An 8163-nucleotide genomic window follows, 5' to 3' on the forward strand; every position below is an offset into this window, starting at 1 on the left:
ATCCACAGCGCCTGAACTAAGTAGTGAACTTAGCCAGGTTCTGTGGATTTTGTGTTTTATACCAAGGCTGAAAGATTATTCGCTTGTGAGCAAAATATTCAGCTGTTTATCAGTGAAAATTGCTTTACATCTGGTCAAATTTCCGTCTAAAGGTAAAATTTATATTCCTTCGTGAGCTAGAAATTCTGAGTTAAAGTATCAATAAGCTTGAGTCATTAAGAGCGGTTAAATTATTCGTCCTACATTTCCACTATTGTCCGGCCCAGATGTTGGCCTGCTTTTAATTTTTCCAAGCTTTCTGGCACTTGGTCTAAGGAGATGGTTTGACTGAGTTGGGTATTGGCCACATTCCATTCTTGACTAATTCGTTGCCACAAAGCAGGGCGGTCTTCAATCGGGACTTGAACGGAATCTACCCCTAAGAGGCTAACCCCGCGTAAGATAAATGGAAAGACAGAGCTGTCAATATTGACGCCGCCGGCATTACCGCACATTGAAATAGCTCCCCCATATTGAATTTGAGGAATCAGCATACTAGCGACTTCACCGCCAACAGTATCTAGAACATAGTCGAAAGCTTGCTTAGCTAGGCCACGTGCTTTGGCTGGGATGTCGTCAGGGAAGAGCACTTGATCGGCGCCTAACTTTTCAGCAACTTCGACTTGATAGTCTTTGCGAACTAGAGCTGAAACATTTTGATAGCCGGCTTTCTTCAACATTTGTAGGGCAATTGATCCGACGCCTCCGGTTGAACCGGTAACAAGGATGCGGGCATCTTTATGTCCTTTGAGTCCAGCTTGTTCCAGCTTCTCAATCGACAAGGCAGCGGTAAAGCCAGCAGTACCTATGACCATGCTATCTTTTAAAGAAAGGCCTTGAGGTAAAGGTACAATCCATTCGCTTGGCACTTGGGCATATTCTGCCAGTCCTCCCGTATGGGAGACACCGGTGCCGAATCCGGTCACGATCACTTCTTGACCTTCTTTAAATTGATCACTGGAAGATTCTTCAACTACACCAGCAAAGTCGATTCCGGGAATCATCGGATATGACCGAATAACGCCCCCTTTGGCTTGGACCGCTAACATGTCTTTGTAATTTAAGGATGAATAGTGAACTTTAACTAAGACATCCCCATCATGCAAATCTTCCCGGGTCACGGTTTCAATTTGGTGGACGATCTCGCCATCGTGTTCACTGACCCGAAGTGCTTTAAAATTTTTCATTTTATTTCCCCCTAATCTTGATAAATTAAAGATAACATAGTCAAGAAAACACTTTCAAATAATCCGCCCTGTTCAGGCAAGAATTTTTCGAGCAAAAATTTGTTATAATATAACTAAAGAGGGGGGATGATATGAACCGCTGTTTGAAACGTAGTCTCTATATATTTTCTTGGCCGATATTAATTGCTTCAGCTTATTATCTATACAGCTACAATGTTCGTCATCAATCACCTTCTAGTTTACGCATGCTCCGTTTCACTCAATTGACCGGGATAAAGCAACTTCAAGCCTGGGCCAGTCAACGGCAAGATTTAGTGGTGGATTTATTAAGTCAACGAAAGAATGACCTGCCACTTAACCCTGATTGGCGGGTACATCATATTAGTGATAAATATTTTGTTGAAGACATGCCCGTCTATGTCTGGAATGACCATGGTTTAGCCGGTCAGAAAACTATTTTCTATTTGCATGGTGGGGGCTATATCGTTGATGCGACCCCTTTTCATTTTGATTTTATTCGTGATATAATTACGCGGACAGATGCCCGCCTCGTCTTTCCCGTATTTTACAAGACGCCGAAGTACTCCTACCAACAAGCCTTTCCCTTAGTTTATCGTCTCTACCAAGAATGGGCTGCCAAAGGCCCGATGTATCTGATGGGAGATTCGGCGGGAGGCGGCTTTGCTTTGAGTCTAGCCATCAGTTTGAAGCAAGCTAAGGCGGAGCTTGCCCGACATATTTTTCTTATCTCTCCTTGGCTCGATTTAAGCCTGGAAGATAAGGCTTACAAACATTTTGATTCCTTAGATCCCTTGTTGGACTTGCCAGCTCTACAATTGATGGGGCGATTCTGGGCCGGCAAGACCTACAGCGTGAAAGATTGGCAGATCAGTCCGATTTACGGTGATTTATCGGGGTTACCACCGATTTTTGTCAGTGTGGGCACGCATGAACTCCTGTATTGGGATTCATTCCGCTTAAGGCAGGCTATTCAAGCTAGTCACGGCCAAATAGAAACCTATCTGGGTCAGCGGATGAATCATATCTTTCCTATCCTACCGATCTATGAAGCACGACCGGTCCGTCAACGTATTGTCAATTTAATGAATCAAGAGAGTGAGGAATAAATGATGTCTGAGCATAAAACTTACAGTAATCGAAAGACCCGGGATTTAGTGATTATGGCCGTCTTCATGGCGATTATCTTCATCCAATCTTGGGTGCCAACCCTGGGTTATATTAGTTTCGGTGCCATCTCTTTAACTTTTATTCATGTGACCGTCATTATTGCCACCCTATGGCTCGGCACCAAAAATGGAATGATTATTGGCGGTGTTTGGGGTATCACTGCCATGATTATTGCCTATCTCCGCGGAACGCCATTCGAACGGTTGGTCTTTACCAATCCCTTAATTTCTGTCTTGCCCCGTTTACTGATGCCTTTGATTTTAGGCCTGATTGCCAGCTATTTATTTAAAAAAGGCGTGGGCGACAAACTTGTAGGTATGGTGGGTGGGGTCTTAGGGTCACTCCTAAATACCTTATTTGTCTTATCAGCCGTGGGACTCTTCGCCGGCAACCAATTTATTGGAACCATTGAAGGGGCGCAAATGAGTGACCTTTGGTCAATCATTGGTGGAATCATCGTCGCCAATGGCATCCCTGAAGCAATTTTTGCGGGGATTTTAACACCGCTGATCTTAGTGGCCCTGAAGAAAGCCATCCGTCGTTAGAAATTCATAGACAAGATTGTTACACTTACTTGGGTGTACAATCTTGTTTTCTATCTTTAAGCAGCAACTGAGTAAATAGAGAAGGAAGTTATGCATGGATTTAGATTTAGTAGTTATTGACTTAGATGAAACCCTTTTAAGAAGTAATAAAACCTACGACCGAGATCGTTTCGCCCGGATTAAGCAAGGGCTAAGCGACCGGGGTTGTCTCTTGATGATCGCTACCGGTAACTCGTACCACAAAGTAGTCGATTATTTCGACCAAGATGAAGGGCGGGATATTTATTTTGCTACGGATAATGGGAATTATATTGTCCAAAATGGCCAGCCCATTCACGTGGCCAAAGTTGACCCGAATATTATTCAACCAGCCTTAGCTTATATTACCTCTCAGCCTGGTTACTATCCGATGATTACCGATGGAACGATTACCTACTTCCGCCAGGAAAAACCTTCCGTGATGAAACAATTCTGGCAATATAACAATAACGCTGAAACGATTGATCAATTTGCTGATTTACCCGCTGATTTTGCGGTGACTAAGATTGCCATCCATACCGAACATAATCTGGCTGAAAGCAAGACCATGGCTCAAGAGCTCGGTCGTCGCTTCCCCACCAGTACCGTGGTAACTAGCGGAGAAGGGTGGATTGATCTGATTTCTCAACATGGAGGCAAGGGTTCAGCGGTCCAATTCCTCGAAAATAAACGGCAGATTCAACCGGCCAAGGCCATGGCTTTTGGCGACAGCCTGAACGATTTGTCGATGATGGAACGGGTTGCCTATAGTATGGCCATGGGGAATGCTGATCCAGATTTATTAGCCGCCTGTCGCTATCAAATTGCCAGCAACGAAGAGCAGGCCGTGCTTGATATCTTGGAAAGATATTTGCGAGAAGGCAACCTTGATTTCTTGACAGCCTACCAACACTCGAAAGGAGTGAATCATGGCTAAGCGTAAGAAAGGGAACAAGCCGTCGACTGCTGAACAAGAATTTGAGCAAGTCGATATCTTTTACCTACCTAAAGCAGTGGCCAGTATGTATCGGGTACTTCGACAAGCAGTTAAAGAAGAAATTATGGACTGGGCGCAGGCAAAGTTTAGCTCCGTGACCACGGTCAGTGACCCTGACGAAGGGGAAGCAGTGATTGCTTTAAACGCTGACCAGGAAGAGGTTTTCCGTTATTATCTCAATCCCAATAACATTTCCCAAGCCCAACAGGCCCGAGATAAAGACCGACTGGACGATTACCTAAGTCAACTATTCGAAGATTAAGACTGGTTCAAGTAAGATATTTCTGCGAAATCTTTAGATTGGAACTTCCTCATCTCAGCTTGAACCTAGTCAGTCAAACTCTTTTATTAAATTCAGTAGAAAAATACCCGAATTGAAATTCACCGTTCATCATTGTCGACGAAGTGTTTCAATTCGGGCTGATTTTATTTTTACTTGTATTTTTCTATCTAGGATATAGATTATTTGGTGATTGAAAGTTTATATGTAGTGCTCACCGAGTTAAAAATATCATGTATCTAGCTAGCAAAGCTAGGGCAATCAACGACGCATATCTTAGGCTTTCTGAGTATAAATACGTTGGTAGTATTGCTCCCATAGTTTGGCCACGTTAGGTTCTGAATAGTATTCAGAAGCTTTCAATGACTTCGCCTTATAATCCTCAAGCGCTTGCCGATTGGCCTGGAATTTATTCAGAGCCTGATGCATGGCCTGACGGTCAGCGCAAGGGTAATAATAATCATCAATAATAGCATGATAGAGTGATAAATCACGTAACATGACCGCCGTTCCTGCTGAGAAAGCTTCCAATATAGCCATCGGGAATAATTCATTGTAAGATGGTAGGAGAAAGATATCAGCGAGGTTATAATAATCATTCATCTTTTCCCGGTCAACAATGCCAGGGAAATATAAATTAGCTGGCGGATTCTCATAAATTTGCTTATATTTGTCATAGCCATCGGTAATCTGACCGAAAGAGAAACCACCGGCCCAGACAAATTGAATCTCAGGGTTATCGATCGCTAACTGAACAAAATCATCAATCCCTTTACGTTTCTGAATCTGACCCACACCCAACACGACTAATTTATCCTCAGGAATGTTTAAGGATTGGCGGAAGCCCTTTTTCTGGCTAGCATCTTGTGGGTAGAAAGATTCCTTAGACACGAAATTGGGGATATAAGTAATTTTCTCTCGCGGCAAGCCCAAGGCTACCAACTCTTCAATAAAAGAAGGATTCACCACGACCAATTGGTCCATCCGCTGATAGAACGACAGAACATAGCGACCCATCAAAGATTGAACCAAGCGGGGTAACTTAATACTCCCCTCTAACGTTTGGGGAAGGAAGTGAACCGCCCCGACCATCACGCCTCTCTTCTTACGAGCAAAGGTCGAAGCATAGTAGCGCGGATCAATGGTATGATAATGTGAGATATCACTGGCTTGATAATTGTTAATCTCAATGGCGAATTTATTGGGGAAGTATTTCTTCAACATTTGAATCAGCTCAATATAAGCTGCCCCGACTCCCTGACCCTTAACCGATTCAGCCGTAGAGAACATATGGACCCTTAACATAGGCATACTCCTTCCTAAGCCTGGTAGCGCTTAGTTACTTTGTCCATTATAGTATAAAATAAGACAAGTGAAAAGCTCGCCCAAATCAGTCCAGTATTGAAGCCAATAATGTAGCGTGTTGACATATATTGAACCCATATCAATCGACTGAGCTGATTGATGCGATTAGATTGGATACATTATCGAAATAAGAAAGATTAATAACGATTAGCATTAAAAAGACATTTAGCAAAACATGATGATTTAAGGAGAGAGAACATGGCAACAATGAAATTCCAGAAGAATCAACATTATCAAGGCCAAGTCGCAGACCTCAATACCCAAGGTGCCGGCGTGGTCAAAATCGATGGCTTTCCCTTCTTTGTCGAGGGCGTAATCCCCGGCGAAGAGATAGCATTTAAAGCCACCAAAGTTAAGAAAAATTATGGCTTTGGCCGACTGGAAAAAATAATCACAATCAGTCCAGATCGGGTTGAACTCAAAGACGACCTAGGACGACAAATCGGTACCATGACGCTGCAACATATGAATTATTCTAGCCAACTAGCCTATAAGCAAAAAGTAGTCAAGGATGCTTTCCAGCGCTTAGGTCATTTTGACGATATCGAAGTGGCACCAACTCTTGCCAGCGACCGTCAATGGCAGTATCGTAATAAAGCTCAAATCCCAGTCCGTGCCTTAAAGGGCCAATTGCAGACCGGCTTTTTCCGTAAGAATAGTCATGACCTGGTTGCTGTCGAGGACTTTCATATTCAAGAACCCGACATCGACCGAGCGATTCTATTGGTTCGCGACCTGCTCCGCCAATATCAGATTAGTCCGTATAATGAAGCCGATCACCTAGGCGATATCCGCCATATCATCATTAAACGGGGCTACTATTCAAAAGAGATGATGGTCGTCCTAGTTACCCGACAAAAGCAAGTCAAAGGATTACAAAATCTAGCCGAAGCAATCGCTAAAGCCCTGCCCGAAGTGGTCTCAATTATGCAGAATATTCAAGACCAACGAACCAATGTCATCATGGGTCGAGACAATCATTGCCTGTGGGGGCAAGACTATTTAGAAGATGAAATGCTAGGCAATCGTCTGCGAATTTCTGCCCATTCGTTCTACCAAGTCAATACTCCCCAAGCGGAAAAACTCTACCAAGTTGGAATTGACCGCGCTCAATTAACAGGTCGAGAAACGGTTCTGGATGCCTACTGTGGTATTGGCTCAATTTCCCTTGCATTAGCAAAACATGCCAAGGAAGTCTACGCCATGGAAATCGTTCCTGAAGCGATTGAGATGGCCAAACAAAATGCCCAACTCAACCACATCGACAATGTCCATTTCCAAGCAGGTCCCGCCGAGACAATCTTACCTCAATGGCAAAGCAATGGCATTCACTTTGATGTAGCCGTCGTAGACCCGCCTCGAAAAGGCTTGGATAGCCAATTTATCCAAACCCTCGTCGAGTTGTGCCCTGACCGGATTGTCTATATCTCCTGCAACCCAGCCTCCTGCGCCCGTGACTGCCGCCAATTCGCTGATGTCGGCTACCAAGTCCAAACCGTCCAACCCGTCGACATGTTCCCACAGACAGTGCATGTTGAAACCGTAGTATTGATTGAAAAAGTAAAAGAATAAAATGTTGTTAAATCAGCTTTTTGAATGTGCTATTCATGTTCAGAAGGTTGATTTTTTAGTATAATTGTTTTCGAGTTTTGTTTATATAGTGAGTTTTCAATGAGAAGTATAAGATTGTATTGGGAAATTGATCTATCAGATAAATGAGAACTATTAACTTAATTTAATAAAAAAAGTATATGTAGTATTTTATCACCACTATATTTTCTGAAAAAGAAAGGCTGATATTATGCAAATTAAAAAAATTGATGTAGAAGATATCTTAAGAACGAGAACTTCCAAAATTATAGGTGGTTACTTAACAGAATATTATTTTATTAATAGATTTTTAAGTAATACACCTTATACAACAAACTGGTGGGTTTCAATTAATGAAAAGTTCAATGGGCCAATCTATTTCATTAAGACTAAAAACTTGACCACACTAGATTTAGAGATTAAAAAATTACTGGAATACAATAAATATACAGTTCTTCAATTGTTTAATAACAATAATACATGGTATATTAATGATTTTAGTAGGGTAGTTGAAGTTGCAGAGTTCATAGAATTTCATAATTTAAAACCAAAACACAATTATAAACAAAATATTAATGACAATGATACTGAAATGGAAAATTGTATTAGGAAATATCGAAAGTTAAATTTGGCGGATTTTATAATCAACTTAGCCACCGCTAAAAAATAATAAAAGCCATGTAAATTCATGTTATATTTAAGTCACGACACAAAAATATAAGAAGGATGAATTTACATGACGCAAACTCACTTTACCACATCTAATCGCAAATCAAAACACTTATCTTTCAAAGAACGGAGCCAAATTGAATTGTTGAAAAAACAAGGCTATTCTAACCGAGCCATTGCGCGAATACTGGGACGGGCGCCCCAAACAATTCATAACGAAATCAAACGGGGTTCGGTGGAACAAGTCCGTCAACAAAAGCAACATGGGAAGGTTTATACCTATCA

Annotated in this window: 9 protein-coding genes; 7 read left to right on the forward strand and 2 right to left on the reverse strand. The window is 42.1% G+C overall.

What is annotated here, in order from left to right; translation table 11 throughout:
• Positions 1-239: 239 nt before the first annotated feature.
• Complete coding sequence (locus BMX34_RS07310; RefSeq protein ID WP_092572294.1) at positions 240-1226, reverse strand: YhdH/YhfP family quinone oxidoreductase; 987 nt, start codon at positions 1224-1226, stop codon at positions 240-242.
• A gap of 131 nt (positions 1227-1357) precedes the next feature.
• Here BMX34_RS07310 and BMX34_RS07315 point away from each other — a divergent pair, with 131 nt between their 5' ends.
• From BMX34_RS07315 to BMX34_RS07330, 4 genes are all read left to right on the forward strand, one after another.
• The gene (locus tag BMX34_RS07315) at positions 1358-2353 is read left to right on the forward strand and encodes an alpha/beta hydrolase (RefSeq protein ID WP_092572296.1); all 996 of its coding nucleotides are present in this window, start codon (positions 1358-1360) and stop codon (positions 2351-2353) included.
• A 3-nt stretch (positions 2354-2356) separates the two neighbouring features.
• Entirely contained in the window at positions 2357-2959 is a 603-nt protein-coding gene (locus BMX34_RS07320) for an ECF transporter S component (RefSeq protein WP_092572298.1), read from the forward strand.
• Between the two features lie 94 nt (positions 2960-3053).
• Complete coding sequence (locus BMX34_RS07325) at positions 3054-3914, forward strand: HAD family hydrolase (RefSeq protein ID WP_092572300.1); 861 nt, start codon at positions 3054-3056, stop codon at positions 3912-3914.
• Positions 3907-4236 carry a hypothetical protein gene (locus BMX34_RS07330; protein WP_092572302.1) on the forward strand — a complete coding sequence of 110 codons (330 nt, stop codon included), beginning with the start codon at positions 3907-3909 and terminating at the stop codon, positions 4234-4236. The genes BMX34_RS07325 and BMX34_RS07330 overlap by 8 nt, the downstream gene beginning before the upstream one ends.
• Before the next feature lie 294 nt (positions 4237-4530).
• Here BMX34_RS07330 and BMX34_RS07335 read toward each other — a convergent pair whose 3' ends face one another.
• Positions 4531-5559 (reverse strand): glycosyltransferase family 4 protein, encoded by a 1029-nt coding sequence (locus BMX34_RS07335; protein WP_092572304.1) that lies wholly within the window; start codon positions 5557-5559, stop codon positions 4531-4533.
• A gap of 258 nt (positions 5560-5817) precedes the next feature.
• Between BMX34_RS07335 and rlmD the strand changes: the two genes are divergently transcribed.
• The 3 genes from rlmD to BMX34_RS07350 form a co-directional block, all read left to right on the forward strand.
• Positions 5818-7191 (forward strand): 23S rRNA (uracil(1939)-C(5))-methyltransferase RlmD, encoded by a 1374-nt coding sequence (rlmD, locus tag BMX34_RS07340; RefSeq protein ID WP_327077513.1) that lies wholly within the window; start codon positions 5818-5820, stop codon positions 7189-7191.
• 229 nt (positions 7192-7420) lie between these two features.
• Positions 7421-7879 carry a hypothetical protein gene (locus BMX34_RS07345; protein WP_092572306.1) on the forward strand — a complete coding sequence of 153 codons (459 nt, stop codon included), beginning with the start codon at positions 7421-7423 and terminating at the stop codon, positions 7877-7879.
• A 66-nt stretch (positions 7880-7945) separates the two neighbouring features.
• A partial coding sequence (locus tag BMX34_RS07350; RefSeq protein WP_143440743.1) for a helix-turn-helix domain-containing protein occupies positions 7946-8163 on the forward strand: 218 nt, incomplete at its 3' end.

This window comes from Ignavigranum ruoffiae (assembly GCF_900110675.1).
In the GTDB taxonomy this organism is placed as follows: Bacteria; Bacillota; Bacilli; order Lactobacillales; family Aerococcaceae; genus Ignavigranum; species Ignavigranum ruoffiae.